Below are 25,321 nucleotides of genomic sequence, written 5' to 3' on the forward strand. Positions count from 1 at the left end.
GGCCGGACCTATAAAACATCCTGAATGAAGAAACCTGCCAGATACCTCATTAGATGTGGTCGATTCTGGGAGATTCAAGCGTCGTACAGTTGATGTAGATCAGGAAAGCTTAGTCTTCGAGCCAGACAAGGGAGGCAAACCGACCGGTGCGTGGGTTGCGGCGGTAGGAAAAGAAGCGAGGATCGGTGACGGTGCAGAAACCGCCGCCATAAACAGCGGTGACACCACGAACGGCCAGACGTAGGCGCGCCAGCTCGTAAATGTCAGCCATGAATTTGCCAGCATTTGGGCTCGGCACGAAAGCTTTGGCCGCTTCGGGCAATTGCTCGACGAAGGTCTCGCGCACTTCGGGGCCGACTTCAAAGGCTTGCGGGCCAATGGCCGGGCCGAGCCACACCAGCACTTCTTCTGGTGGCACATTGAGACTGTCGAGGGTGGCTTCAAGCACACCCGCCGCCAAACCGCGCCAACCGGCATGGGCCGCCGCTACGCGAGTACCGGCACGGTCGCAAAACAAGGCCGGCAGACAATCGGCGGTCATTGCCGCGCAGGCAATACCTGGCGTGGCCGTCCAGCTGGCGTCGGCAGTGGCCGTGAGGCTTGGGTCCGCGTGAGCCACGGCGATGCCGTGAACCTGCTTTAACCAGGCCGGTTGAATAGAGAAATGATCAGTGAGGCGACGGCGGTTTTCGGCAACCGCTTCGGGGCTGTCGTCGACGTGATCGCCGAGGTTGAGGCTGTCGAACGGCGCCAGACTGACGCCGCCCGCACGGGTGGTCACACAGGCTTTCACCCCGGCAGGCGCAGGCCAGTCGGGAATCAGCCAGTCACTCATCCGATGAACGCCTCGCGGTCTTGCTTGAGCAGGGTCAGCAACCAGACGAAGTCGTCCGGCAGGGGCGATTCCCAACTCATGCGTTTACCGGTGGTCGGGTGATCCAGCTCCAGGAACCGTGCATGCAGGGCCTGACGCGGAAAAGCCTTCAACGATTCGACCATGGTCACACTGGCGGCTGGTGGAATACGGAAGCGACCGCCGTAGGCAGGGTCTCCGACCAACGGGTAGTTGATGTGGGCCATGTGCACGCGAATCTGGTGTGTACGACCGGTTTCCAGCTTCACCCGCACGTGCGTGTGGGAGCGGAAACGCTCGAGCACGCGGTAATGGCTGACGGCTTGCTTGCCCCCTTCCATCACGGCCATGCGCTGGCGTTGCTGGCCGTGACGACCGATCGGCGCATTGATCTTGCCGCCGGCAGTTACCACACCGATCACGATGCATTCGTAGATCCGGCTTACGCTGCGGCTCTGCAATTGCGTGACAAGCTGTGTCTGCGCCTGAATGGTCTTGGCCACCACCATCAGACCGGTGGTGTCCTTGTCCAGGCGATGCACAATACCAGCGCGGGGCACATTGATAATGTCCGGCACGTGGTGCAGCAAGGCGTTGAGCAAGGTGCCATCCGCGTGACCGGCGGCAGGATGCACCACCAGGCCCGCAGGTTTGTTGATCACCAGGATGTCGTCGTCTTCATAGACGATGTCCAGCTCGATGTCTTGAGCGATCCATTCGCCCTGAGCTTCCTGCTCGGCAGTCAGTTCAAGAATGGCGCCACCATGAACGATGTCTCGCGGGCGGATAACCGCCCCATCCACAGTCAGGCGGCCGTCTTTGATCCAGGCGGAAAGGCGCGAGCGCGAGTGCTCAGCGAATAATTGTGCGGCGACTTGATCGAGGCGTTGGCCGCCCAATTCGGACGGCACCTCTGCGCGAAGTTCAATTTTATCGGACATGCTCAGACTAGGCGTCGGCACAGCCTTTGGTTTCGGCTGCGCGCTTGTGGTTAAATACGGCGTCTTTTGCCCCGAGGCTTATCAACGGGGCGCTCATCATAACAGGACGGCCCCGCCCAAGACAGCGGCCGTCATAGGGACGCAAGCCGCCATGCAAGTGAAACACCTGCTGCTGATCGCCATCCTCGCATTGACCGCTGCTTGCTCATCGAAGGAAGTCGTAGACGAAAACCTTAGCGAAGTCGAGCTGTACCAGCAGGCTCAGACCGACCTGGACAACAATAGTTACACCGCCGCCACAGCCAAGCTGAAGGCGCTGGAGTCGCGTTATCCGTTCGGTCGCTACGCCGATCAGGCTCAACTCGAGCTCATCTACGCCAACTACAAGAACACCGAGCCAGAGGCTGCGAAGTCTGCTGCCGAGCGTTTCATTCGTTTGCACCCACAGCATCCGAACGTGGATTACGCCTACTACCTCAAGGGTCTGACCTCCTTCGATCAGGATGTCGGCCTGTTGTCGCGTTTCCTGCCGCTGGACATGACCAAGCGTGACCCGGGTGCCGCTCGCGACTCCTATAACGAGTTCGCCCAGCTGACCAGCCGCTTCCCCAACAGCCGCTACTCGCCGGACGCCAAGCAGCGCATGATCTACTTGCGCAACCTGCTGGCGGCCTACGAGATTCACGTTGCCGACTACTACCTGACCCGTCAGGCCTATGTCGCCGCCGCGAACCGTGGCCGTTACGTGGTGGAAAACTTCCAGGAAACCCCTTCGGTCGGTGACGGCCTGGCGGTGATGACCGAAGCCTACCAGCGTCTGCACCTGGACGACTTGGCAGCCACCAGTCTCGAAACCCTGAAGCTCAACTACCCGAACCATCCAACCCTGGTGGACGGTCAGTTCAAGCCTTCGGTCGACGAAGCCGACAACCGTTCGTGGTTGAGCAAGGCCACTCTGGGCCTGATCGAATCCCGTCCGCCGCTGCCGCCGGGCGAAACCCGCGCCAACCAGGACGTGCAGAAGCAGTTCCAGGATGCCAAGGACGCGATTCCAAACGATCTGAAGCCTAAAGATGCAGATGGCGACGTGATCGAAGAAGAGGAACACGAAGCGGAAGGCAACAACGAAGACCGCTCGTGGTTCAGCTACATGACCTTCGGCGTGTTCGACTGACACATCGGGTTATGCAAAAAGGGAGACTCTTGAGTCTCCCTTTTTTATTGCGCTGTGCGCAGGTCAGGTCCTTGGCTAAACTGCCTGCTCATTAGCCAATAAAGCAGCTCACCATGCTTCGTTTACTGTTCTGGATCGCCCTGATTGCCGCTGCGGTATGGTTCTGGCGTAAGTTCAAGGCTTCGACTTCCGCGCCCAGGTCTTCCGCCGAGCTGGATGCCGCGCCAATGGTCCGCTGCGCGCATTGCGGCGTACACCTGCCCCGCGATCGCGCACTGAGCCTTCAACAACAATGGTATTGCAGCCAGGCTCACCTTGAGCAAGGCCCCGGCTCAAGTGATCGCTGAGACGTCCAGTCCCGGCGGCAAACAGGCCCAGCGACTGCTGCGCCTTTACCATCTCTACCGTTTAAGCGTCGGCATCACCCTGGTGCTGTTGATTTCCAGCAACATGGACAACCAGTTGCTGGCCTTCGCCAAGGACGACCTGCTGCGCAGTGGCAGTTGGTTGTACCTGGTGCTGAACATCCTGCTGGTGGTCTTTTGGGAGAACACCCGACGGCCGGCACAGCTTTTCAGCCTCGCATTGGTCGATGTCCTGCTGCTGTGCGGCCTGTTCTATGCTGCGGGTGGCGTGGCCAGCGCCGTCGGCAACCTGCTTATTGTCTCGGTGGCCATCAGCAACACCCTGTTGCGCGGGCGTATCGGCTTGTTGATCGCGGCGGTCGCCGCCCTTGGCATCGTCGGCCTTAGCTTCCTCCTGAGCTTCAGTCACCCGATCAGTCCCGGCGAGTACCTGCAAGTCGGCACCGTCGGCGCGCTGTGTTTTGCCGCGGCGTTGCTGGTGCAAGGTCTGATCAAGCGGCTGGAAGTCAGCGAGAACCTCGCCGAACAACGGGCCAGTGAAGTGATTGGCCTGGAAGCGCTCAACGCGTTGATCCTGCACCGCATGCGCACGGGCATTCTGGTGCTGGACGACCAGCGACGGGTGCAACTGGCCAATCACAGCGCCTTGATCCTGCTGGGGCAAAACGACCTCGATGGTCAGTTGATCGACGACTATTCGCCGACACTGGTCGAACGCCTTCAGCTGTGGTTCAACAATCCATCGCTGCGACCGCAAAGCCTGAAAATCGCCAGCAGTGGCGTGGAACTGCAACCCAGCTTCATTGCCCTGGACCAAAGCCCGAACCACCAGACCCTGGTGTTTCTCGAAGATATCGCTCAGATCGCTCAACAGGCGCAGCAACTGAAGCTCGCCGCCCTCGGTCGCTTGACTGCCGGTATCGCCCATGAAATCCGCAATCCGCTGGGCGCCGTTAGTCATGCCGCGCAGCTATTGCAGGAATCCGAGGAACTGAACGGAGCGGATCGGCGTCTGACGCAGATTATTCAAGACCACTCTCAGCGAATGAATCGGGTTATCGAAAACGTCCTGCAACTGTCCCGCCGCCAGCAAACCGTGCCGCAACGGCTTGATTTGAAGCCGTGGCTGGAGCACTTCGTCGCCGAAACCCGTGAAGGTGCGACCGATCGCCAGTTGATTCACCTGCACATCGGCCCGAGCGACTTCAACACCCTGATGGACCCGAATCAGTTGACCCAGATTCTCGACAATCTGTTGCGCAATGCCTGGCGCCATAGCGCTCTGAATCACGATCTGGCGCAGGTCTGGCTCGAGTTGTTTGTCGAGCCCGACAGCCAGTTGCCCACGCTCGAAGTCCGGGACAACGGTCCCGGCGTGGCGCCGGACCAACAGACGCATTTGTTCGAACCGTTCTTCACCACCAGTAGCCAGGGCACTGGCCTGGGGCTTTATCTGTCCCGTGAGCTGTGCGAAAGCAACCAGGCCCGCCTAGACTTCAAACCACGCCAAGGCGGCGGCTGCTTTCGCATCACTTTTGCTCACGGACGGAAACAAAGTTGAACATGAGCCCACGGCCAAAAGTCCTGATCGTCGACGACGAACCGGATATCCGCGAACTCCTGGAAATCACCCTGGGACGGATGAAACTCGATACCTACAGTGCCCGAAACCTTGGCGAAGCCCAGGCCTTGTTGATGCGCGAGACATTCGACCTGTGCCTGACCGACATGCGCCTGCCCGACGGCACCGGCCTTGAGTTGGTGCAGTACATCCAGCAGCGTTATCCACACGTGCCAGTGGCGATGATCACCGCTTACGGCAGCCTCGAAACGGCGATCAACGCCCTCAAGGCAGGCGCTTTCGACTTCCTGACCAAACCGGTTGACCTGACACGCCTGCGCGAACTGGTCACCAGCGCCCTGCGCTTGCCGGCACCGGGGGGCGCCAGTACGGCCATCGATCGCCGGTTGTTGGGCGATTCATTGCCCATGCGCAACCTGCGCAAACAAATCGACAAACTTGCCCGCAGTCAGGCGCCGGTGTACATCAGCGGCGAATCCGGCAGCGGCAAGGAATTGGTCGCCCGCCTGATCCACGAGCAGGGCCCGCGGGCTAATCAACCGTTCGTCCCGGTCAACTGCGGGGCAATTCCGTCGGAGTTGATGGAAAGCGAATTCTTCGGTCATCGCAAAGGCAGTTTCAGCGGCGCCATCGAAGACAAACCCGGGCTGTTTCAGGCCGCCCATGGCGGCACACTGTTTCTCGACGAAGTGGCCGATCTGCCCTTGGCGATGCAGGTCAAACTGCTCCGGGCTATTCAGGAGAAAGCCATTCGCAGTGTCGGCGGTCAGCAAGAAATGGTGGTCGATGTCCGCATCCTTTGCGCCACCCACAAAGACCTCGACGCCGAAGTCACCGCCGAACGCTTTCGTCAGGATTTGTACTATCGGTTGAACGTGATCGAGCTACGCGTTCCCCCTTTGCGCGAGCGCCGCGACGACATCGAGCCGCTGGCCAGCCATGTGCTCAAGCGTCTGGCAGCCGGCAGCGGACAACCTGCCGCAAAACTCCACCCGCTCGCCCTCGACGCGCTGAAGAGCTACCGTTTCCCAGGTAATGTGCGGGAGCTGGAAAACGTGCTGGAACGGGCTTACACCCTGTGCGAGAACAAACAGATCGAAGCCAGCGACCTGCGACTGGCCGAAGGTAATTGCACGGCGGAGAACGGCGTGCCGGACCTGACGCAGATCGACAACCTGGAAGAATATCTGGAAAACGTCGAACGCAAACTGATCCTGCAGGCATTGGAGGAAACGCGTTGGAACCGCACGGCGGCGGCTCAGCGGTTGAATCTGTCGTTCAGGTCGATGCGTTATCGACTCAAGAAATTGGGGCTGGATTGAGGGCCTCTTCGCGGGCAAGCCTCGCTCCTACAAGGGGTGTGTCGTTCGCAAATGTATTGAACGACTCAAATTTGTAGGAGCGAGGCTTGCCCGCGAAAGCGATCTGGCAGGCGATAAAAATCGTGCGGTCAGATCCGCCCGGCCGGCGCATACGGCGCAGGATCAATAATCGGCGCCCTGCCCAACATCACATCCACAAACAACTGACACGACGCCGGCGCCAGCACCAGCCCGTTACGGTAATGCCCGCAATTGAGCCAAAGCCCTTCGAACCCCGGCACTTGGCCAATATAGGGAATGCCCTCCGGCGACCCCGGACGCAATCCGGCCCAATGCCCCACCACTTCGGCATCCGCCAGCGCTGGAATCAGTTCCACCGCCGATGCTTTCAGACTCTCCAGCGCCGAATCGGTCGGCGTCTTGTCGTAGCCTTCATGCTCCAGCGTGCTACCAATCAGAATGTGCCCATCGCGCCGGGGGATCGCGTAACGCCCCTTGGCCAGCACCATGCTCGGCAGGAAGTCCGCTGCGCACTTGTACAGAATCATCTGCCCCTTGACTGGCTCGACCGGCAATTCAAGGTCCAGACTCTTGAGCAAGTCACCACTCCAGGCGCCTGCCGTCAGGACCACCTGATCACCGTGAACAGGGCCCGCCGAGGTCTGCACGCCGACGACCTGATCGCCTTCACGAATAAACCCGCTGACTTCGCACTGTTCACGAATCGTCACGTTCGGCAGCGCCAGCAACGCAGCCTTGAGGGACTTTACCAGCCGCGGATTACGCACGTTGGCCACATCGGCCATGTAGATCGCCCGGGAAAACCCGGGGCCCAGCACCGGTACGGCATCGTGTGCCGCCGAGATATCCACAGCCCGCAACGGGCGGTTTTCCCGCTCGGCCCAGGCCAGCGCCTCGGCCTCGTCATCCAGATCCAGCCAGTACAGGCCGGTGGTGTGCACTTCAGGATCAACACCGGTCGCGGCGAACAGTCGCTCACCGAGCTGTGGATAAAAATCCTGGGACCAATGCGCCAGCGCGGTGACTGCCGGACTGTAGCGCCATGGATAGAGCGGCGAAACAATCCCGCCACCGGCCCATGACGACTCCTGCCCCACACTCGAACGATCCAGCAACACAACACTTTGCACTTCGGACGCGAGATTGAATGCCGTCAGCAGCCCAATCACGCCGCCGCCGACAATCACCACTTGCTGTTGCCTGCTCATGTTCTGATCCAACCGATAAATAGACAGAGGGCGCAAACAGGCGCCCGAAAAAAGAACTCAGCGACCCCAGCAATCTTTGGTGACGAGCCCGGACGTCGCATTGACCATGCTTCTGACGCCGGTGTTTGTGAGGGTGAAGTCCCCGCACTTGTCGGTCGCCATCGCAGCGCCGGTCTTGCGTGTTGCCGTCAGCAAAAAGGTTTGATCGGTCAGGGTCGGGGTGATGGTGTAAAAATCATTGCCGGCGCTCAGTCCGGTGGCAGCGGTGTAGACATTGTTCTTCGAGTAGAACCGCTCAAGGATCTGCGCCTGTTCGGAAAGCAGCCCGGCCACTTCGGTGCGGCGACCCTTTTTCACGTATTCGGTGAGGCTCGGGGCACCAATGGTGATGACGATCCCGATGATCGCAATCACGATCATGATTTCGATCAGGGTGAAACCTCGGTTGGATCTGCGCATTCCTTAACTCTCACTTACTGTATTTGTCGCCACATGATGCGACGGCTGCCGCCGCCGGATTTTTCCACCAGGGTGTTGATGCCGCCACTGGAATCGCTCGCGACCTTGCGGGTCGCGCCGTTGACGATGGCGTTCAGGGTCGGGATGCCACCGGTGAAAATCACTCCGCTGGACACCGTGTCCGTGCTGTCGACCGTCCCGTCGTTGTTGGTGTCGAGCACCGCATAGTTGAGCATCTTACCGCTGAACGCATCCAGTTCGACCAGTTTGCCGGTGCCGAAACTGGCACACGGGTCGGTGGTGTCCACACTCGCCGTGGTAAAGACGATCCGCCCCAGCACCAGGCTGGCCTGATTGATCACCCGTTCCCCCGTCAGCACGCTGTTGTACACCAGCGGCAGGTACCAGCCCTTCTCCCCCGGATAGGTCACGTCGTTCTGGCTGGTGGTGATGAATTGCCCGGTGCTGCCCGAGAACACACCGGTCACCGCTTGAGCCTGCAAACTGGACACAGTGATCTGGCCCGCTCCGCCCTCCGCATCCCACACGGCGTAGAACGCCTGCAAATCCTTGTTGGTCTTGTCGGCAGTCTCGTTGAATTTGCCGGTGCCGAAAAACACTTCCTTGCCGCCCAGTGGATTGTCCGCCAGCAACGGCTGCACAGTAATGGGCTGGGTGGCGCCACCCGCCGTGGTAAACAGCGGCTTGCCGGAGAATGCCACACCCCAGGTGTCGGGGGCGGTAGCGCTCAAATCGAACTTCCATAACCGTCCTTTCAAGTCGCCACCATAGGCGGCCTGCACCACATTCTGCGAGTTGACCCTGAGCTTCACCGACGACAGGCCATTGCTGGTGTCGGTGCTGTCGACCACGATTTTCTTGATCAACGAGCCGTCACGAATGTCCACCACATACAACGCCGCCACCCCGGTGTTGCTGCCATACCCGTTGGAGATGAACGCAGCCCAGCGACCGTCGGCCAAGCGTGCCACTTCCGGTCGAGCATAGGCATAACCCAGGTCATTGAAAACGTTCGCCGTGCTGGCGGTGGTCGGCGCACTGATCTCCCACAACGCCTTGGTCACATTACCCGCTGACGCATCGAACAGCTGCAACGCATAAAAAGTCCTGCCGCCGGCCCCGGTTCCGCCAATGGCCAGGGTTTTCCAGGCGCTGCTGGATTGGGCATCGAACACCCCGACCTGACCGTCGACCAGAAACTTGTGGCTCACACCGTTGATGTAGGTCGGATCGGCGATGTAGCGCAGTGATGGCAACACACTTGAAGGCATGTAGGCATAACGCCGAACGCCATTGGCCGAGTTGATGACATTCACAAATCCGTCGTTGGCATTCACCACCAGGCTGGGACTCATGGTCGCGGCCTTGGTGGCCAGGTAGGTGCTATAAGTGGTGTCGCCCACCAGATCGGAGGCGGTTTTGTCCGTGGGTGACGCCAGTACAAGGGGCGAATTGATAATGTCGCCGAGCAACACGCTGCGCACCTTGAGCCCGGTTTTGTTGGTGCCCTTGCTCCACTCCACCAGATCGCTGCCGGTGATGCCGGTGGGCAGGCTTTGACTGAGAGAGGTCTGCTGCGCCGGGGAGAAACTGGCAAAAGCGAGGGTGACGGCGGCGTTGGTCAGGGTGTTCCAGGACTGGTAAGTCGGCGCTGTGGCACCCGGGACGATCGTGGTGTCGGTGGTCCATAGTGTCGCAGCGGTATTCACGATACCCGCCGATGTGAAGCCAAAGGATTTGATCGTGCCGCGCCAGTCCTTGGGGTCATAACTGGTCTGAAAGTAACTCGAATTGCTGGCCAGGGTGGTGCCGCTGGCGACGCCACCGCCACCGGAACCGGCCTTTGAGGTGATATCGCTCAGCGCCGAGGACAATGCACTGTTGAGCCCTGCGCTGTCGGTCGCCTGATAGTACTTGCCCTGCCCGTAGTTGGCCGCGTCCGACAACATCTGGTTCGCGGCGGTAAAGCCCACGGTGTAGGTGTTTATATTCTGCTTGGGAAAATCCGCAGCATTCCAGCTTTTGCCTGCCAGATCGGTTCCTGTGGAGCGCATATCGATGTCAAAGGCAAACTTGGCGATGTCATCCAGATACAGCGTGTCGCCCTCTCCGTCACCACTCAGGTTGTCACCATCGTTATTCACACCATCCCAGTTGGGCAGACGAGTGCCACCCAGCGGATCGGTAGTCGGAAAAGTCCGGTCATAGGTCGGCAAGCCATCGGTAATTACCACACCATAGTTTTTCTGACAGCGATATTGAATCGGGCTGGTGTAAGTCGCAGGTGTCGAGTTATAGAACGGCGCCAACCCCCGGAAATAACGGTTTATTTCATAGTAGGTTTCCGCCAATGGGGTATTGGCTATTGCATTCAAACCACCAATCGATGAAATCAGGTTGTCGAAGTTGGTTTGCGCCTGGCCTTGGGTGACGCTGCCGACAGGAGACAGATCACTGACAGCACGGACAATTAATCCGCCGGGGCCGGAGTTATTGCTCGTGGGCGGATTGAACGTCGCCAGCCCGATACGCAGCGAGCGATTACTGGTTACAAGGTCTGTGGAAACGTCCTTCGCAACGTTCATTCGGAATTCATTGGGGATCGCCCCGGTACCACTGGTGAGATCCCTGCTCGAACCATTGGCCAAGCCCACCAGATAAGACAGATAGTCAGCCGTATAACGAGTGTTTTCATTGCCCACCGGGTCGGGCAGCTTCAAACAGATCGATGACAGTCCCAAGAAACCACGATAGAAACCGTACCAGTTGCCGTTCGTCGAACAACCGCCGCGATTCAGACTCGACAACAAAATATTGCTATTACTCATGTCCAGATTCTGGCCGCTTAAACATGATGAATTGGAACTGCAAATCGCAATCTGCGCACGGTTGACCGTTGGATCGAAACCAGGCGCCCAAATGATGTTGTTCATGCTCCCCGAGTCGTCGATCAGCAGCATGACGTTCGGTGCGACGGCGGCGGCGCTCAACAGCGGAGAGTCCGACGGTGTGAAGGCATACGCCGGTGCGGACAGGTAAAGCCCCAGAACAACGCCGCTAAACAGCCGCCACACGCCGCCGCGCCTTTCAATACTTCGCATAAATACTCTCCACGACGCTGCGCGAGTTTCCCGCGATGCCGACGGCGGTCACCCGGTAGAGCGTCGCCGAGGTGTTGCTCGGCACATTCACGGCAGTGAGTGTGGTGCCGATGTTTTGCACCCCGTAGAAGCCGCCGCTGGAGGCAATCCAGGTAACACCGGAGGTGGAACTGGAGCCGGCGGCAGTGACCGTCGACGAGTCCGACGGTGGTGCGCACTGGCTGCAGACCGGTAATGAATAGCTGTCCAGCTGCACCGCGCTTTCACCTACGCGTAACGCCGCTTCGGCGCCCTGGAACGACTGGTTGCGCAAGCTCACGCTACCGGCCATTTTTTCCTGCAACGTGGCATTGCGCATCGATGAAAGACCGATCAGCGTCAGCAACAGCAGAAACACCAGGCTGACCAGCAGCGCCATACCCCGCTGGGCATGAAAAGTCATGGAGGCCTCCCTCATAGCAACCTGTTGCGCAAGGCGGCAACCACGGTGAAGGTTTGATTTTTAACCCGACTGTTCGGGTCGTAGAGCGTCAGCGTCAGGCGCACGCTGCGAATTCGCGCGGGGTCGGACGGATTAGGGCTGTAGCTGGAAGTGGCCACATCAGTGGCAGAATTGGCGAGGCCGAAGAGCACGCTGAAGGCACTGACGTTATCGACCAGTACGAACTGGGTCGGCGTGCCGGTACCGGAGCCCATCATGATTTTGTTGCTGCTGAAGCTGTAGATCAGCCGTCGGATCGGAAACGCCAACTGCCCCGATGTCAGAGCCGGTGGATTCGTATAAGCCGTCGCCGTGTTTCGACAATCGGAAACCACTGTCCAGGCTGGCGCCCCGCCACCCGCTCCCACATCGGCGGTCACCAGGGTCAATTTGAGGTTGGCATTATCCCAACTGATCGGTGTTATCTGACTGACAGCGAAGCTCCCCCCCGTACTTGAATCGGCGATCGTCCCCAGGCAGCCAAACATGCCGACCATGCGGATTTCCTGAATCATCTTGCTCAACACAAAACGCGCATCTTCCTGCATGGCGGCGGAGGCGTTCTGGCTGACGTAGGTATTCTTGGCGGCGATGAAAATCTGCACCACGCCCAGCACCACAATCAGGCTCAACGCGAGGGCGATCAACAACTCGATCAGCCCGAAACCTCTGCTGGACCGCCTCATGGTGTTGCCACCGGGTCGACCATGGCGCGACTGGTCAAGACAAAACTGCGGCGCGAGTTGGTGATATTGGCGGCGCGCGAGTCATCCCAGGTGATGGTGATGGTGTACACCCGCTGGTTCAGCGTAACGGTGCCGGTGGCCGTCGCACCGCCGAAATTCACGATATTGGTGGTGAAATCGTAGAGGTCCTGATCGCGAGCGACATTCAGGTTGCCCGACGTCGGAGGCGTCACGGTGTAGTCGGCGCCGGAGTTGGCGCGGATACGGTCCATCATGTCGTAGGCAATAAAACTCGCCTGGCTGGTCATCCGCGAGCTGTCAGTGTATTTCAGCGCATTGAGCTGAATCGCCGCCGCGCCCAACAGCCCCACGGTCAGAATCACCAACGCGACCAGTACCTCGATCAGCGTCATGCCCTCCTGTGCATGTTTGCTCCGTTCCCTCATCCGCAACTTCCACCCAATAGAATTCGTCCGTTCAGGCACACATTCAGCGTCCTGCTTTGCGTCCCCAGCACGTAGCTGATCACCACGGGCGTGGACGGTGCCGACAAACCGCCCAGATTGTTGAAATCGATGGCGGTCACTCCTGAGGGTAGCGTCAGACTCGCGCCGCTGCTCATCGCTGGAACAACCCGCAATACATTGGCCGGTGTGCCAGTACTGTCATAAACCGCCAACTCACTGGTCCAGGCACTGCCACCAGCGGTCGGTCGAACCCGAGTGGCGACGCCCCGGTCGATGGCCTCAAGTCGTGCGAAATTGAGTCCGCGTTGCAGGTCGCCGATTTCGGTGTCTGCCTTGGTGCCTTGCACCGACCGGGTAAACGCCGGCACGGCCAGGGTGATCAGGATCAAAAATACCGCGAGCGAGACCAGCAGCTCGATCAGCGTGAAACCTTTTGTACGATGATCCATCGGTGCCCTCCGTTGCCGTCGGCTATACCTGCTTCTACACGCTAGAACATTCGACCGACCGGCGTACGGTTGATTTGCCATTACTCGCGCACGGATTGCGCGGGCCGCAGCACTCCACGGAGGGAGATGACATGCATCAGCGAGGTTTCAGCCTGATCGAACTGCTCATGGGACTGACAATTGCCGCAATTGTTCTGCTGTTGGTCAGTCCGGCGTTCGCGGCGCTTACGGAATCGAATTATCGCGAGGAGGCGGCGAAGTCGCTTGCCAGTGGTATTCGCAGCGCCAGGAGCGAAGCACTCGCGCGCAATCAGACCATCGTCATTCATGGCATCAACGACGACTGGGGGCAGGGCTGGCGCATCATTCTGGATATCAGTGGCAAAGGGCCGGAGGACAGCAGCAATCCGCTGCTGATTGAGCGCGTGAGTGGCGCTCGGGTGCCGATTGTTGGCAACTGGCCGGTCAGGCGACACATCCGTTTCAGCCGTATCGGCGAACCACAGATGCCTGGCCGGGCCTTTCAAGCAGGGACACTGCACATTTGCGCGGCCCGCGAACCGGTCAGCCAGCTCCAGGTGGTGCTGGCTGCGACCGGTCGCGTCAGCCTGCGCAGCGATAAGGCCGAGCAGGCGCTGTGTCCGGGAGGGAAAAAAGTTAAAGCAGGGAGCGCACGCGCAACTCTTTAGGCATGGAGAATGTGATGTTCTCCTCACGACCCGCCAATTCATCGGCCCCGGTAGCCCCCCAGGCCTGCAACTGCTGGATCACGCCACGCACCAGCACTTCCGGCGCGGAGGCGCCAGCGGTGATGCCGATACGCTCGACACCGTCGAACCAGCTCTTTTGCAAGTCTTCGGCGCCGTCGATCAGATAAGCCGGGGTGGCCATGCGTTCGGCGAGTTCACGCAAGCGGTTGGAGTTGGAGCTATTCGGGCTGCCGACCACCAATACCACGTCGCATTCATCGGCCAGTTGCTTGACGGCGTCCTGACGGTTTTGCGTGGCGTAGCAGATATCGTCCTTGCGCGGACCACCGATCGCCGGGAAGCGTGCACGCAGAGCGTCAATCACGCGGCTGGTGTCGTCCATGGACAGGGTGGTCTGGGTCACGAACGCCAGTTTGTCGGGATTGACCACCTGCAACGAGGCAACGTCTTTCTCGTCTTCAACCAGATAGATCGCGCCACCATTACTGCCATCATACTGGCCCATGGTGCCTTCGACTTCCGGGTGGCCGGCGTGGCCGATGAGGATGCATTCACGGCCGTCGCGGCTGTAACGCGCGACTTCGATGTGCACCTTGGTCACCAGCGGGCAGGTCGCGTCGAACACTTTCAGGCCACGGCCAGCGGCTTCGGTACGCACAGCCTGGGAAACGCCGTGGGCACTGAAGATCACGATGACGTCGTCGGGCACCTGATCCAGTTCTTCGACGAAGATCGCCCCGCGAGCACGCAGGTCCTCGACGACGAATTTATTGTGAACCACTTCGTGGCGCACATAGATCGGCGGCCCGAAGACTTCCAGGGCGCGGTTGACGATTTCGATCGCCCGGTCCACACCGGCGCAGAAGCCACGGGGGTTGGCGAGTTTGATTTGCATGCTATGCCTCGTGTCTTGCGCGCAAGAAGTTAGATCATTACATCCCTGTAGGAGCGAAGCTTGCTCGCGAAGGCTGTGTGTCAGTCGACATTGATGTTGAATGTGATGACGCCTTCGCGAGCAAGCTTCGCTCCTACAATTGACCGAGTTCGGTCAGTTACAGCGATTTGACGCTGATGATCTCGACGTCAAAGGTCAATGTCTTGCCGGCCAGCGGGTGGTTGAAGTCGATGGTCACTTGCTCGTCATCGAACTCCTTCACCACGCCCGGCAGCTCAGTATTGGCCGCATCGTTGAAGATCACCAGCAAACCCGGCGACAGGTCCATGTCCTTGAACTGCGAACGCGGGATGATCTGCACGTTTTGCGGGTTCGGCTGGCCAAACGCGTTTTCCGGCTGAATCGTCAACGTGCGCTTGTCGCCGGCCTTGAAGCCGAACAGCGCTGCTTCGAAACCTGGTAACAGGTTGCCATCGCCGACCTGGAAGGTCGCCGGGGCTTTGTCGAAGGTGCTGTCGACGGTGTCGCCGTTCTCCAGGCGCAGTGCAAAGTGCAAGGTGACTTCCGTGTTCTGGCGGATGCGTTGCTCAGCCAATAACTGTTCAGTCATGAACGGCTTCTCCAGTCTTTTTACTTTTGAACATGTCCAGCGCGAGCATCACGGCCCCGACGCTGATGGCACTGTCGGCAAAGTTGAACGCCGGGAAATACCAGCGGTTCTGCCAATGCACCAGAATGAAATCGATTACATGGCCCAGGGCGATGCGGTCATACAGATTGCCCAGCGCTCCGCCCAGCACCAGCGCCAAAGCGACGGCCAGCCAGGTTTCGTTGCGCCCCAGACGCTTGAGCCATACCACCAGCACCGCACTGACCACCACCGCAATCAGGGCAAACAACCAGCGCTGCCAGCCCGAGCTGTCGGCCAGGAAGCTGAACGCCGCGCCGGTGTTGTAGGCCAGGGTCCAGCTGAAATAATCGGGGATCACCACGATTTGCTGATACATCTTCAACGAGCCTTCGAAGTAAAACTTGCTGGCCTGGTCGATGACCAGGACCAACAAGCTCAACCAGAGCCAGCTCAGCCGCCCGAAGCGGCCAACGGCATTAGGCATAGTGACGAACCTCGCCCGCGCCGCTGATGTTGTCGACGCAACGACCGCAGATTTCCGGATGTTCCGGGTTCACGCCGACGTCTTCACGGCAGTGCCAGCAACGGGCGCACTTGGCGAAGGCCGACTTGACGATTTTCAGCTTCAGGCCGCTGACTTCGGTGACTACCGCGTCCGCCGGTGCCTGAACAAAAGGCGCCACGCTGGCGGTCGAAGTGATCAGCACGAAGCGCAGTTCGTTGCTCAGCCTGGCCAGGTCGGCGCTCAGCGCGTCTTCGGCAAACAGCGTCACTTCGGCTTGCAGGTTGCCACCGACGGCCTTGGCCGCGCGCTGGATTTCCATTTCCTTGTTGACCGCGACCTTCACCGCCATGATCCGCTCCCAGTAGGCGCGGCCCAGTTCGACGTTGTCCGGCAGTTCGGTCAAGCCTTCGTACCAGGTGTTGAGCATCACCGATTCGTTGCGCTCGCCCGGCAGGTATTCCCACAGTTCGTCGGCGGTGAACGCGAGGATCGGCGCGATCCAGCGCACCAGCGCTTCGGAGATGTGGTACAGCGCGGTTTGCGCCGAACGGCGGGCCTTGCTGTTCGCGCCAGTGGTGTACTGACGGTCCTTGATGATGTCGAGGTAGAAACCGCCCAGCTCCTGCACGCAGAAGTTGTGGATCTTGGAGTAGACGTTCCAGAAGCGGTATTCGCCGTAGTGCTCTTGCAACTCGCGTTGCAGAAGCAGGGTGCGGTCCACGGCCCAACGGTCCAGCGCCAGCATTTCTTCGGCGGGCAGGATGTCGGTGGCCGGGTTGAAGCCGGTCAGGTTGGAGAGCAGGAAGCGCGCGGTGTTACGGATACGCCGGTAGGCGTCCGCACTGCGTTGCAGGATCTGCTCGGACACCGCCATTTCACCCGAGTAATCGGTGGAAGCGACCCACAGACGCATGATGTCGGCGCCCAGGGTGTCGTTGACCTTTTGCGGCGCGATCACGTTGCCCAGGGATTTGGACATCTTGCGACCGGACTCGTCCACAGTGAAACCGTGAGTCAGCAGCTCGCGGTACGGCGCATGGTTGTCGATGGCGCAACCGGTCAGCAACGACGAGTGGAACCAGCCACGGTGTTGGTCCGAACCTTCCAGGTACAAGTCGGCACGCGGGCCGGTCTCGTGGCCCATCGGGTGCGAACCGCGCAGCACGTGCCAGTGCGTGGTGCCCGAATCGAACCAGACATCGAGGGTGTCGCTGATCTTGTCGTACAGCGGTGCTTCGTCACCGAGCAACTCGGCAGCGTCCATCTTGAACCAGGCTTCGATGCCTTCGACTTCAACGCGCTTGGCGACTTCTTCCATCAGCTCGGCGGTACGCGGGTGCAGCTCACCGCTTTCCTTGTTCAGGAAGAACGGGATCGGCACGCCCCAGTTGCGCTGACGGGAGATGCACCAGTCCGGACGGTTAGCGATCATCGAATGCAGGCGTGCCTGGCCCCAGGCCGGGACGAACTGAGTCTCTTCGATGGCTTTAAGTGCGCGCTTGCGCAGGGTGTCGCCGCTGACCGGCTCTTTGTCCATGCCGATGAACCACTGCGCGGTGGCGCGGTAGATCAGCGGGGTCTTGTGACGCCAGCAGTGCATGTAGCTGTGTTCGATGATGGTGGTGTGCAGCAGCGCACCGACTTCGGTCAGTTTGTCGACGATGGCCGGGTTGGCTTTCCAGATGAACTGGCCGCCGAAGAACTCCAGCGATGTCACGTAAACGCCGTTGCTTTGTACCGGGTTGAGGATGTCGTCGTTGACCATGCCGTATTTCTTGCAGGTCACGAAGTCGTCCACGCCGTAGGCCGGGGCGGAGTGAACCACGCCGGTGCCAGCGCCCAGCTCAACGTAGTCGGCCAGGTAAACCGGCGACAGACGATCGTAGAACGGGTGACGGAAGTTGATCAGTTCCAGTTCTTTACCGGTGGTGGTCGCAACGACCGAGCCTTCCAGGCTGTAACGGGCAAGGCACGACTCGACCAGCTCTTCAGCCAGCACCAGTAGTTTGTCGCCGACGTCGACCAGGGCGTAGTTGAATTCCGGGTGAACGTTCAGCGCCTGGTTGGCCGGGATGGTCCACGGGGTGGTGGTCCAGATCACGATCGAAGCAGGCTTGGCCAGGGACGCCAGACCGAAAGCGGCAGCCAGCTTGGCTTCGTCGGCAATCGGGAAGGCGACGTCGATGGTCGAGGACTTTTTGTTTTCGTACTCGACTTCTGCTTCAGCCAGGGCCGAACCGCAGTCAAAGCACCAGTTCACAGGCTTCAGGCCCTTGAACACGAAACCGCCCTTGACGATTTCGGCGAGAGCGCGGATTTCACCGGCCTCGTTTTTGAAGTCCATGGTCTTGTACGGGTTGGCGAAGTCGCCCAACACGCCCAGACGGATGAATTCGGATTTCTGGCCTTCGATCTGCTCGGTGGCGTAGGCACGGCACAGTTCGCGGGTTTTGTCCGCGCCCAGGTTTTTACCGTGGGTCACTTCGACTTTGTGCTCGATCGGCAGACCGTGGCAATCCCAGCCCGGAACATAAGGCGCGTCGAAACCCGACAGGGTTTTCGAGCGGATGATCATGTCCTTGAGAATCTTGTTCAGCGCATGACCGATGTGAATCGTGCCGTTGGCATAAGGAGGACCGTCGTGAAGTACGAACTTCGGACGATCCTTGCCAATCTCGCGCAACTTACCGTACAGGCCAATGCTGTCCCAGCGCTGCAGAATCTGCGGTTCGCGCTGAGGCAGGCCGGCCTTCATTGGGAAGGCGGTGTCCGGAAGGTTTAGCGTGGCTTTATAGTCGGTCATTTAAGGCTCTTCATTAGCGATTGGCGCTAGGTGCGACAGGGCACGGGCGGCGGCAACATCCGCATTGATCGCCGTCTTAAGCGCCTCCAGAGAGGCGAAACGCTGCTCTTCACGCAGCTTGTGGTGGAAAACCACCGTCAAACGCCGGTCATACAGATCGCCGGCAAAATCTAAAAGATGCACTTCGAGGTGGGCTTTGCCATCACCTTGTACCGTGGGCCGTACGCCAATGTTGGCGACGCCGGGCCAGGTCTTGCCGTCGATGTCGACGTTGACCAGGTAAACCCCGGTCAACGGCACGCGACGACGCTTGAGTTGTATGTTGGCCGTGGGCGTACCCAACTGGCGGGCCAGCTTCTGGCCATGCAGGACCCGCCCGGTGATCTGGAACGGACGCCCGAGCAGCCGCTCGGCCAAGGCAAAATCGGCAGCGGCCAGGGCATTGCGGACCTGGGTGCTGCTGACGCGAATGCCGTCCAGCTCGACGGTTTGCGCCGCTTCGACGGTAAAGCCCTGAACCATGCCGGCCTGTTGCAGGAAATCGAAATCCCCTACCCGGTCACAGCCGAACCGGAAGTCGTCACCGACCTCCAGGTGCTGGACGCCGAGGCCGTCGACCAGAATGGTATCGACGAACTCACTGGCGCTGAGCTTGCTCAGACGGTGATTGAAGGCCAGGCACAGGACCCGGTCGACACCTTCGTCGGCCAGCAGCTGCAGTTTGTCCCGCAGCCGGGCCAGACGGGCCGGAGCCGTGTCCGGGGCGAAGAATTCTCGCGGCTGCGGTTCGAAAATCACCACGCAGCTGGGCACGCCCAACTCGATAGCGCGCTCACGCAGCCTCGCCAGGATAGCCTGGTGGCCACGGTGAACACCGTCAAAGTTGCCAATAGTGGCGACACAGCCCCGATGCTGGGGGCGCAGGTTGTGGAGGCCTCGAACCAGCTGCATAACGCGCTTCTTGCTCATAAAGTGGTCGATTATAACCACACCCGGCGGCCGACGACAGGCAACACCGTAACCCAAAGTAATCGAGCCGACAAAACCGCCGGTTCGCCCATGTTTATCGAGGCCAACACCTCAGCTCAGCGCCTTGCGATTGAAGTCGCGCAAACGGAAGCCCATCAACAGCAGCATGCCGAAATAACTGACCACACCGGCAGCGACCAATGCACCCAGACGCAGGAACCGCTCCAGCATATGCCCCTGATCCCAGGCTGGCATGAAATGCATCCCGACCAGCAGCACAGCAGACATCACCAACACCGCAATCACAAGCTTGAGGCCGAACTTGGCCCAACCCGGTTGTGGCTGATACATCTGCTGCTTGCGCAGTTGATAGAACAATAGCCCGGCGTTGATGCAGGCACCGACACTGATGGCCAGAGCCAGACCGGCGTGAGCCAGCGGACCGATCAGCACCAGGTTGAACAACTGGGTAACGATCAGGGTGAAAATCGCGATTTTTACCGGGGTGCGGATGTTTTGTTGCGCATAAAACCCCGGCGCCAGCACTTTGATCACGATAATCCCGAGCAAACCGACCGAATAGGCGATCAACGCCCGCTGGGTCATGGAGGCATCAAACGCGCTGAATTGTCCGTACTGGAACAACGAAACCGTCAGCGGCTCGGCCAGAATCCCCAACGCCAGCGAACACGGCAGCACCAGCACGAAGCACAGGCGAAGGCCCCAGTCGAGGATGCGCGAGTATTCGTGGCGATCCTTGCTGGCGTAGGTCTTGGCCAGCGTCGGCAACAGAATGGTGCCCAATGCCACGCCCAGTACGCCGGACGGCAACTCCATCAAACGGTCGGCGTAATACATCCACGACACGGAGCCGGCGACCAGGAACGAGGCGAAAATGGTGTTGATGATCAGGGAAATCTGGCTCACGGACACGCCGAGAATCGCCGGCAACATCTGCTTCATCACCCGCCAGACGCCGCTGTCACGCAGATTCAGGCGTGGCAGCACGAGCATGCCGATCTTTTTCAGGTGCGGCAGCTGGTAAAGCAACTGCGCCAGGCCACCCACGAGCACCGCCCAACCCAAAGCCATGACAGGAGGATCGAAGTACGGTGTCAGGAACACCGAAAAGACGATCATGCTGACGTTGAGCAACGTCGGCACGAAAGCCGGCACCGAGAATCGGTTGTAGGTATTGAGGATCGCACCGGCCAATGAAGACAGGGAGATCAGCAATATATAAGGAAAAGTCACTCGCAACAGATTGGTGGTCAGCTCGAATTTTTCCGGGGTATCGGTGAAACCCGGCGCGGTTGCCCAGATGACCCACGGCGCGGCGAGTATGCCCAGCGCGGTGACCAAGGCCAGCACCAGCGTCAGCAGGCCAGACACGTAAGCAATGAAGGTTCGCGTCGCCTCCTCGCCCTTCTGGCTCTTGTATTCGGCAAGAATCGGCACGAAGGCCTGGGAAAAGGCACCCTCGGCGAAGATTCTTCGCAGCAGATTGGGCAGTTTGAAGGCGATGAAGAAGGCGTCAGTCGCCATCCCGGCGCCAAATGTGCGTGCAATGAGGGTGTCACGAACGAACCCCAGAATCCGGGAAAGCATCGTGATAGAGCTGACGGCGGCCAACGATTTGAGCAGATTCATTGAAAGAGTTTGTGCCTGTCGATAAACAGCAGGCGAACAAAGCGCCTACTTATGCGATACTCCGCGCCGCAGCAGCACAGAGCCAAAGCTCGCGAGTTTACAGGTCAAGCGCCGGAAATAAATATCCCGCCTCTTTATACCTACCACTTAGCGGAACGTCTCAACCGCCCTTGACAAGACATCAACTCATCGGCATGATTCGCGGCCTATTTTGTTTGCTATTTCCTAAAAAGTCTTTCGAGGAGCTCGACGGTGGCCAACACACCTTCCGCCAAAAAACGTGCAAAACAGGCTGAGAAGCGTCGCAGCCACAACGCCAGCCTGCGTTCCATGGTTCGTACCTACATCAAGAATGTAGTTAAGGCCATCGACGCAAAAGACGCTGAAAAAGCTCAAGCAGCTTACGTTCTGGCTGTGCCAGTTATCGACCGTATGGCCGATAAAGGCATCATCCACAAGAACAAGGCAGCTCGTCATAAGAGCCGCCTGAACGGTCACGTCAAGGCTCTGAACCTTGCTGTTGCCGCATAAGCGATAAGCTTGTTGAAAAACCGACCTCAGGGTCGGTTTTTTATTGCCTGCGATTAAGTGATCGCACCAAAAAAAATGTGGGAGCGTCACTCCCACATTTCGATTTGCGTCAGATTATTGAGCGTGCGTCCACGGCAGAATCGGGATTGCAGTGACCGCATTCTGCGGACTACCTTCGATCAAGCGATCGCTGTAGACCAGGTACACCAGCGTATTGCGCTTCTTGTCGAGAAAGCGCACCACCTGCATGGTCTTGAACACCAGCGATGTGCGCTCCTTGAACACCTCTTCGCCATCCTTCAGTTCACCCTTGAAGTTGATCGGCCCAACCTGGCGACAAGCAAGAGAGGCTTCAGCGCGATCCTCGGCCAGACCCAAGCCGCCCTTCACACCGCCAGTCTTGGCGCGCGAAAGATAGCAAGTCACGCCCTCGACCTTCGGATCATCAAACGCCTCGACGACGATACGGTCGTTCGGACCGACGAATTTGAACACCGTCGACACCTGACCAATCTCCTCGGCCGAGGCCAGCAGCGGCATTGCCAACAGCAGACCCAACAATCCTTTTGCCACACGCATTCAAATATTCCTTCAGACCAGAATCAGGTTATCGCGGTGAACCAGTTCCGGCTCCGCCATGTAACCCAACAGACCGACAATCGCCTCAGACGACTGACCGATGATTTTTTGTGCTTCCAGCGCGCTGTAGTTGGCCAGGCCACGGGCAATTTCACGACCGTCCGGCGCCACGCACACCACCATTTCACCGCGCCGGAAACTGCCTTGGACCAGTTTGACGCCAACCGGCAGCAGACTTTTGTTGCCCTGGGACAGCGCCGTCACCGCGCCAGCATCCAGCACCAGCGTGCCACGGGTTTGCAGGTGCCCGGCCAACCATTGCTTGCGCGCCGCCAGCATGCCGCGCTCAGGCGACAACAGGGTGCCGATGCGCTCGCCCGCCTTCAGACGATCCAGCACGCGCTCAATGCGCCCGCCGACGATGATGGTGTGCGCACCGGAACGCGCTGCCAGGCGCGCAGCGCGCAATTTGGTCTGCATGCCGCCACGACCCAACGCACCACCGGTACCGCCAGCGACAGCATCCAGCGCCGGATCATCGGCGCGCGCTTCGTAAATCAGGTTCGCATCAGGGTTGTTGCGCGGGTCAGCGTCGAACATGCCATCGCGATCGGTGAGGATCACCAGCAAGTCAGCCTCGACCAGGTTGGCCACCAGTGCCGCCAGGGTGTCGTTGTCGCCGAACCGGATCTCATCAGTGACCACGGTGTCGTTTTCGTTGATCACCGGGATCACTTTCAACTCGACCAGCGCACGCAGGGTGCTGCGGGCATTCAGGTAGCGTTTGCGGTCAGACAAGTCGTCGTGAGTCAGGAGAATCTGCGCGGTATGCCGGCCATGCTCGGCAAAGCTCGATTCCCAAGCCTGCACCAACCCCATCTGACCGATAGCAGCGGCCGCCTGGAGCTCGTGCATCGCACTGGGTCGTACGCTCCAGCCCAGGCGACTCATCCCCGCCGCCACTGCCCCGGAAGACACCAGCACCAGTTCGACGCCGGCCTCATGCAAAGCCACCATCTGCTCGACCCAGACACTCATTGCCGCGCGATCCAGGCCTTTGCCGTCTGCCGTCAGCAAAGCGCTGCCGATCTTCACGACCCAACGCTGCGCACCTGTCACCTTGCTCCGCATCATCTTCAACCTTAGCTTGAGGACAGCGCGACCCAGCGCTGCCCGTGACGTTATGTGACTACCGATTTCCAGATACTAAAACGCCGCTCCAGGGAGCGGCGTTCAAGTTTATCGCAACAGATCAGTCACGCACGTAAATGATTTCCGGACCGTCTTCGTCATCCACATCTTCTTCATCCCAATCATCGTCGCCGATGTCGTGGACCGACTTCACGCCGCTGCGACGCAGGGCACGCTGATCATCCAGCGCCTGCAACTGGGCACGGGCTTCGTCTTCGATGCGCTGATCGAGTTCGGCCAGCTCTTCCTTGTAGACCGGGTCGTTCGCCAGACGGTCAGCGCGATCTTCCATATAACGCATGATGTCGTGGCACAGACGCTCGGTGCCCAGCTTGGAGATGGCAGAGATCACGTAGACCGGACCGGTCCACTCCAGGCGATCAACGATTTCCTTGACGCGAGCGTCATGCTCTTCTTCAAGGATCTGGTCGCACTTGTTCAGCACCAGCCAGCGATCACGCTCAGCCAGGGACGGGCTGAACTTGGTCAGCTCGCTGACGATCACTTCAGCAGCATCCGGGGCGCTGGCGTCATCCAGCGGCGCCATGTCCACGAGGTGCAGCAGCAAACGGGTACGCGACAAGTGCTTGAGGAAGCGAATCCCCAGGCCCGCGCCATCGGAAGCGCCTTCGATCAAACCCGGAATGTCCGCGACCACGAAGCTTTTCCAGCGATCGACGCTGACCACACCCAGGTTCGGCACCAGCGTGGTGAACGGGTAGTCGGCGACTTTCGGCTTGGCGGCCGACACCGAACGGATGAAGGTACTTTTACCAGCGTTCGGCAAGCCCAGCAGGCCGACGTCAGCCAGCACTTTCATTTCCAGCTTCAGATCACGCGCCTCACCCGGCTTACCCGGAGTGGTCTGGCGCGGAGCACGGTTGGTACTGGATTTGAAACGGGTGTTGCCCAGACCGTGCCAGCCGCCATGAGCCACCAGCAGTTTCTGGCCAGCCTTGGTCAGGTCGCCGATCACTTCCTGAGTGGCAGAGTCGATGACGGTAGTGCCGACCGGAACCCGCAGCACCAGCTCCTCACCTTTCTTGCCGGTGCAGTCGGTGCTGCCGCCGTTGGAACCGCGCTCGGCATCGAAGTGCCGGGTATAACGGTAGTCCACCAGGGTGTTGAGGTTTTCGTCGGCGATCATGTAGACCGAGCCGCCATCACCACCATCACCGCCGTTCGGGCCGCCGTTTTCAATAAATTTCTCGCGACGGAAGCTCATGCAACCGTTGCCGCCGTCACCGGCCTTTACTCGAATCGATACTTCATCAACAAACTTCATAACAAAACGCCTCTCGTCATACGGACGAGCCGAAAAAATCCAGACATAAGACTCTTGCAAAAATGAGCGCAGCGACCTCAATCAACGACCGCAAATCCAGCGCTGGAGCCCATCACAAACAGCTTTGCAAGAGACTCACCCCACAAACGAAAAAGCCCCGTCGCGAGACAGGGCTTTTCCAGCAACTACGTAATTATGCCGCGACGACTGCAGTCTTCGGGACAATGCTCACGTAACGGCGGTTGAAAGCGCCTTTTACTTCGAACTTGATCACGCCGTCGATTTTAGCGAACAGAGTGTGATCTTTACCCATGCCAACACCGTAACCGGCGTGGAATTGGGTGCCGCGCTGACGCACGATGATGTTGCCCGGAATGATAACCTGGCCGCCATACATCTTCACGCCAAGGCGTTTGGCTTCTGAGACGCGACCGTTACGGGT

25 protein-coding genes are annotated in these 25,321 nt (G+C 59.5%); 6 read left to right on the plus strand and 19 right to left on the minus strand.

Annotation, left to right across the window (positions count from 1 at the left end):
- Positions 1–109: 109 nt before the first annotated feature.
- Together pgeF and rluD are read right to left on the minus strand one after the other, a co-directional pair.
- A complete protein-coding gene (gene pgeF / locus ACIQV9_RS26935; protein ID WP_403107866.1) occupies positions 110–835 on the minus strand; it encodes a peptidoglycan editing factor PgeF in 726 nt (241 codons plus the stop codon).
- A complete protein-coding gene (gene rluD / locus ACIQV9_RS26940) occupies positions 832–1,794 on the minus strand; it encodes a 23S rRNA pseudouridine(1911/1915/1917) synthase RluD (protein ID WP_007942311.1) in 963 nt (320 codons plus the stop codon). The genes pgeF and rluD overlap by 4 nt, the downstream gene beginning before the upstream one ends.
- A gap of 151 nt (positions 1,795–1,945) precedes the next feature.
- Between rluD and ACIQV9_RS26945 the strand changes: the two genes are divergently transcribed.
- From ACIQV9_RS26945 to ACIQV9_RS26960, 4 genes are all read left to right on the plus strand, one after another.
- Positions 1,946–2,968, plus strand: coding sequence for an outer membrane protein assembly factor BamD (locus tag ACIQV9_RS26945; RefSeq protein WP_403107868.1), 1,023 nt, complete (start codon positions 1,946–1,948; stop codon positions 2,966–2,968).
- Between the two features lie 113 nt (positions 2,969–3,081).
- Positions 3,082–3,315: a PP0621 family protein gene (locus tag ACIQV9_RS26950; RefSeq protein WP_403107870.1), complete on the plus strand. Its 234-nt coding sequence runs from the start codon at positions 3,082–3,084 to the stop codon at positions 3,313–3,315.
- A complete protein-coding gene (locus ACIQV9_RS26955; RefSeq protein WP_403107898.1) occupies positions 3,305–4,894 on the plus strand; it encodes a sensor histidine kinase in 1,590 nt (529 codons plus the stop codon). The genes ACIQV9_RS26950 and ACIQV9_RS26955 overlap by 11 nt, the downstream gene beginning before the upstream one ends.
- A 2-nt stretch (positions 4,895–4,896) precedes the next feature.
- A complete protein-coding gene (locus ACIQV9_RS26960; protein ID WP_403107872.1) occupies positions 4,897–6,237 on the plus strand; it encodes a sigma-54-dependent transcriptional regulator in 1,341 nt (446 codons plus the stop codon).
- A gap of 128 nt (positions 6,238–6,365) precedes the next feature.
- On the opposite strand, the gene thiO is transcribed toward ACIQV9_RS26960, so the two are convergent.
- From thiO to ACIQV9_RS26995, 7 genes are read right to left on the minus strand one after another with little or no spacing between them, the layout of a single operon-like run.
- Entirely contained in the window at positions 6,366–7,466 is a 1,101-nt protein-coding gene (thiO, locus tag ACIQV9_RS26965) for a glycine oxidase ThiO (RefSeq protein WP_403107874.1), read from the minus strand.
- Positions 7,467–7,523: 57 nt separating this feature from the next.
- Positions 7,524–7,925 (minus strand): type IV pilin protein, encoded by a 402-nt coding sequence (locus ACIQV9_RS26970; protein ID WP_083375726.1) that lies wholly within the window; start codon positions 7,923–7,925, stop codon positions 7,524–7,526.
- Between the two features lie 14 nt (positions 7,926–7,939).
- Positions 7,940–11,047: a pilus assembly protein gene (locus ACIQV9_RS26975; protein ID WP_403107876.1), complete on the minus strand. Its 3,108-nt coding sequence runs from the start codon at positions 11,045–11,047 to the stop codon at positions 7,940–7,942.
- Complete coding sequence (locus ACIQV9_RS26980) at positions 11,034–11,504, minus strand: PilX N-terminal domain-containing pilus assembly protein (protein ID WP_403107878.1); 471 nt, start codon at positions 11,502–11,504, stop codon at positions 11,034–11,036. The genes ACIQV9_RS26975 and ACIQV9_RS26980 overlap by 14 nt, the downstream gene beginning before the upstream one ends.
- Positions 11,501–12,214, minus strand: coding sequence for a PilW family protein (locus ACIQV9_RS26985; protein WP_403107880.1), 714 nt, complete (start codon positions 12,212–12,214; stop codon positions 11,501–11,503). Before ACIQV9_RS26985 ends, ACIQV9_RS26980 begins: the two co-directional genes overlap by 4 nt.
- Positions 12,211–12,660: a type IV pilus modification protein PilV gene (gene pilV / locus ACIQV9_RS26990; protein WP_403107882.1), complete on the minus strand. Its 450-nt coding sequence runs from the start codon at positions 12,658–12,660 to the stop codon at positions 12,211–12,213. The genes ACIQV9_RS26985 and pilV overlap by 4 nt, the downstream gene beginning before the upstream one ends.
- A complete protein-coding gene (locus tag ACIQV9_RS26995) occupies positions 12,657–13,130 on the minus strand; it encodes a GspH/FimT family pseudopilin (RefSeq protein WP_403107883.1) in 474 nt (157 codons plus the stop codon). The genes pilV and ACIQV9_RS26995 overlap by 4 nt, the downstream gene beginning before the upstream one ends.
- 131 nt (positions 13,131–13,261) lie before the next feature.
- On the opposite strand from ACIQV9_RS26995, the gene ACIQV9_RS27000 reads away from it, so the two are divergent.
- On the plus strand, positions 13,262–13,819 hold the full coding sequence (locus tag ACIQV9_RS27000) for a GspH/FimT family pseudopilin (RefSeq protein WP_403107901.1): 558 nt from the start codon (positions 13,262–13,264) through the stop codon (positions 13,817–13,819).
- On the opposite strand, the gene ispH is transcribed toward ACIQV9_RS27000, so the two are convergent.
- The 6 genes from ispH to murJ all read right to left on the minus strand — a co-directional run bounded on the left by ispH (position 13,788) and on the right by murJ (position 21,293).
- The gene (ispH, locus tag ACIQV9_RS27005) at positions 13,788–14,735 is read right to left on the minus strand and encodes a 4-hydroxy-3-methylbut-2-enyl diphosphate reductase (RefSeq protein ID WP_109634961.1); all 948 of its coding nucleotides are present in this window, start codon (positions 14,733–14,735) and stop codon (positions 13,788–13,790) included. The genes ACIQV9_RS27000 and ispH overlap by 32 nt on opposite strands.
- A gap of 157 nt (positions 14,736–14,892) precedes the next feature.
- Complete coding sequence (fkpB, locus tag ACIQV9_RS27010) at positions 14,893–15,330, minus strand: FKBP-type peptidyl-prolyl cis-trans isomerase (protein WP_174602658.1); 438 nt, start codon at positions 15,328–15,330, stop codon at positions 14,893–14,895.
- A gap of 7 nt (positions 15,331–15,337) precedes the next feature.
- The gene (lspA, locus tag ACIQV9_RS27015) at positions 15,338–15,850 is read right to left on the minus strand and encodes a signal peptidase II (protein ID WP_403107885.1); all 513 of its coding nucleotides are present in this window, start codon (positions 15,848–15,850) and stop codon (positions 15,338–15,340) included.
- The gene (ileS, locus tag ACIQV9_RS27020; RefSeq protein ID WP_403107887.1) at positions 15,843–18,674 is read right to left on the minus strand and encodes an isoleucine--tRNA ligase; all 2,832 of its coding nucleotides are present in this window, start codon (positions 18,672–18,674) and stop codon (positions 15,843–15,845) included. The genes lspA and ileS overlap by 8 nt, the downstream gene beginning before the upstream one ends.
- Positions 18,675–19,625 (minus strand): bifunctional riboflavin kinase/FAD synthetase, encoded by a 951-nt coding sequence (gene ribF, locus ACIQV9_RS27025; RefSeq protein WP_403107888.1) that lies wholly within the window; start codon positions 19,623–19,625, stop codon positions 18,675–18,677.
- A 129-nt stretch (positions 19,626–19,754) separates the two neighbouring features.
- Positions 19,755–21,293 (minus strand): murein biosynthesis integral membrane protein MurJ, encoded by a 1,539-nt coding sequence (murJ, locus tag ACIQV9_RS27030; RefSeq protein ID WP_403107890.1) that lies wholly within the window; start codon positions 21,291–21,293, stop codon positions 19,755–19,757.
- Positions 21,294–21,545: 252 nt separating this feature from the next.
- Between murJ and rpsT the strand changes: the two genes are divergently transcribed.
- Positions 21,546–21,824, plus strand: a complete 279-nt coding sequence (rpsT, locus tag ACIQV9_RS27035; protein WP_008154937.1) for a 30S ribosomal protein S20 — start codon at positions 21,546–21,548, stop codon at positions 21,822–21,824.
- Positions 21,825–21,938: 114 nt separating this feature from the next.
- Here rpsT and ACIQV9_RS27040 read toward each other — a convergent pair whose 3' ends face one another.
- The 4 genes from ACIQV9_RS27040 to rpmA all read right to left on the minus strand — a co-directional run.
- Positions 21,939–22,403: a CreA family protein gene (locus tag ACIQV9_RS27040; RefSeq protein WP_403107892.1), complete on the minus strand. Its 465-nt coding sequence runs from the start codon at positions 22,401–22,403 to the stop codon at positions 21,939–21,941.
- Between the two features lie 12 nt (positions 22,404–22,415).
- On the minus strand, positions 22,416–23,534 hold the full coding sequence (gene proB, locus ACIQV9_RS27045) for a glutamate 5-kinase (protein ID WP_219096089.1): 1,119 nt from the start codon (positions 23,532–23,534) through the stop codon (positions 22,416–22,418).
- A gap of 121 nt (positions 23,535–23,655) precedes the next feature.
- On the minus strand, positions 23,656–24,879 hold the full coding sequence (gene cgtA / locus ACIQV9_RS27050) for an Obg family GTPase CgtA (protein ID WP_010467530.1): 1,224 nt from the start codon (positions 24,877–24,879) through the stop codon (positions 23,656–23,658).
- Positions 24,880–25,072: 193 nt separating this feature from the next.
- Positions 25,073–25,321: 50S ribosomal protein L27 (gene rpmA, locus ACIQV9_RS27055; RefSeq protein ID WP_403107896.1), on the minus strand; the 249-nt coding region annotated here is incomplete at its 5' end.

The organism is Pseudomonas sp. NPDC099000 (assembly GCF_044759925.1).
GTDB lineage: Bacteria > Pseudomonadota > Gammaproteobacteria > Pseudomonadales > Pseudomonadaceae > Aquipseudomonas.

Excerpts from the sequence above, each read along its gene's own strand:
- ribF (WP_403107888.1), bottom strand. The coding sequence starts at position 19,625 with ATGCAGCTGGTTCGAGGCCTCCACAACCTGCGCCCCCAGCATCGGGGC.
- ispH (WP_109634961.1), bottom strand. The coding sequence starts at position 14,735 with ATGCAAATCAAACTCGCCAACCCCCGTGGCTTCTGCGCCGGTGTGGAC.
- thiO (WP_403107874.1), bottom strand. The coding sequence starts at position 7,466 with ATGAGCAGGCAACAGCAAGTGGTGATTGTCGGCGGCGGCGTGATTGGG.
- ACIQV9_RS26975 (WP_403107876.1), bottom strand. The coding sequence starts at position 11,047 with ATGCGAAGTATTGAAAGGCGCGGCGGCGTGTGGCGGCTGTTTAGCGGC.
- proB (WP_219096089.1), bottom strand. The coding sequence starts at position 23,534 with ATGCGGAGCAAGGTGACAGGTGCGCAGCGTTGGGTCGTGAAGATCGGC.
- ACIQV9_RS27000 (WP_403107901.1), top strand. The coding sequence starts at position 13,262 with ATGCATCAGCGAGGTTTCAGCCTGATCGAACTGCTCATGGGACTGACA.
- ACIQV9_RS26950 (WP_403107870.1), top strand. The coding sequence starts at position 3,082 with ATGCTTCGTTTACTGTTCTGGATCGCCCTGATTGCCGCTGCGGTATGG.
- murJ (WP_403107890.1), bottom strand. The coding sequence starts at position 21,293 with ATGAATCTGCTCAAATCGTTGGCCGCCGTCAGCTCTATCACGATGCTT.
- ACIQV9_RS26945 (WP_403107868.1), top strand. The coding sequence starts at position 1,946 with ATGCAAGTGAAACACCTGCTGCTGATCGCCATCCTCGCATTGACCGCT.
- ileS (WP_403107887.1), bottom strand. The coding sequence starts at position 18,674 with ATGACCGACTATAAAGCCACGCTAAACCTTCCGGACACCGCCTTCCCA.
- cgtA (WP_010467530.1), bottom strand. The coding sequence starts at position 24,879 with ATGAAGTTTGTTGATGAAGTATCGATTCGAGTAAAGGCCGGTGACGGC.
- ACIQV9_RS26995 (WP_403107883.1), bottom strand. The coding sequence starts at position 13,130 with ATGGATCATCGTACAAAAGGTTTCACGCTGATCGAGCTGCTGGTCTCG.
- ACIQV9_RS26985 (WP_403107880.1), bottom strand. The coding sequence starts at position 12,214 with ATGAGGCGGTCCAGCAGAGGTTTCGGGCTGATCGAGTTGTTGATCGCC.
- rluD (WP_007942311.1), bottom strand. The coding sequence starts at position 1,794 with ATGTCCGATAAAATTGAACTTCGCGCAGAGGTGCCGTCCGAATTGGGC.
- lspA (WP_403107885.1), bottom strand. The coding sequence starts at position 15,850 with ATGCCTAATGCCGTTGGCCGCTTCGGGCGGCTGAGCTGGCTCTGGTTG.
- pgeF (WP_403107866.1), bottom strand. The coding sequence starts at position 835 with ATGAGTGACTGGCTGATTCCCGACTGGCCTGCGCCTGCCGGGGTGAAA.
- ACIQV9_RS26960 (WP_403107872.1), top strand. The coding sequence starts at position 4,897 with ATGAGCCCACGGCCAAAAGTCCTGATCGTCGACGACGAACCGGATATC.
- pilV (WP_403107882.1), bottom strand. The coding sequence starts at position 12,660 with ATGAGGGAACGGAGCAAACATGCACAGGAGGGCATGACGCTGATCGAG.
- ACIQV9_RS27040 (WP_403107892.1), bottom strand. The coding sequence starts at position 22,403 with ATGCGTGTGGCAAAAGGATTGTTGGGTCTGCTGTTGGCAATGCCGCTG.
- ACIQV9_RS26970 (WP_083375726.1), bottom strand. The coding sequence starts at position 7,925 with ATGCGCAGATCCAACCGAGGTTTCACCCTGATCGAAATCATGATCGTG.
- ACIQV9_RS26980 (WP_403107878.1), bottom strand. The coding sequence starts at position 11,504 with ATGAGGGAGGCCTCCATGACTTTTCATGCCCAGCGGGGTATGGCGCTG.